Source organism: Halalkalibacter sp. HAAS-P014, from assembly GCF_056619965.1.
Genome location: NZ_JBWQTV010000052.1, coordinates 1 through 639 on the forward strand (window position 1 = coordinate 1; position 639 = coordinate 639).

Below are 639 nucleotides of genomic sequence, written 5' to 3' on the forward strand. Positions count from 1 at the left end.
ATCGTAACTCGCCGGTTCATTCTACAAAAGGCACGCTGTCACCCGTAAATGGGCTCCAACTAGTTGTAGGCACACGGTTTCAGGATCTCTTTCACTCCCCTTCCGGGGTGCTTTTCACCTTTCCCTCACGGTACTGGTTCACTATCGGTCACTAGGGAGTATTTAGCCTTGGGAGATGGTCCTCCCGGATTCCGACGGGGTTTCACGTGTCCCGCCGTACTCAGGATCCGTCTCGGAGAGACGAACATTTCGGCTACAGGGCTGTTACCTTGTTTCGCGGATCTTTCCAGATCGCTTCACCTATGCTCGTCTTTTGTAACTCCGTATGAGACGTCCTACAACCCCAAGAGGCAAGCCTCTTGGTTTGGGCTGTTTCCGTTTCGCTCGCCGCTACTCAGGAAATCGCATTTGCTTTCTCTTCCTCTGGGTACTTAGATGTTTCAGTTCCCCAGGTCTGCCTCCTCGTATCCTATGTATTCAGATACGGGTACCATCCCATTACGGATGGTGGGTTCCCCCATTCGGATATCCTCGGATCAAAGCTTACTTACAGCTCCCCGAGGCGTTTCGCCGTTCGTCGCGTCCTTCTTCGGCTCCTAGTGCCAAGGCATTCACCGTGCGCCCTTCATAACTTAACCA

At 52.9% G+C, this 639-nt stretch carries 1 rRNA gene; it reads right to left on the reverse strand.

The features are described from left to right. A 23S ribosomal RNA gene (locus AC1FXZ_RS21995) occupies nucleotides 1–638 on the reverse strand; the annotation flags it as partial. Nucleotide 639 lies beyond the last annotated feature (1 nt).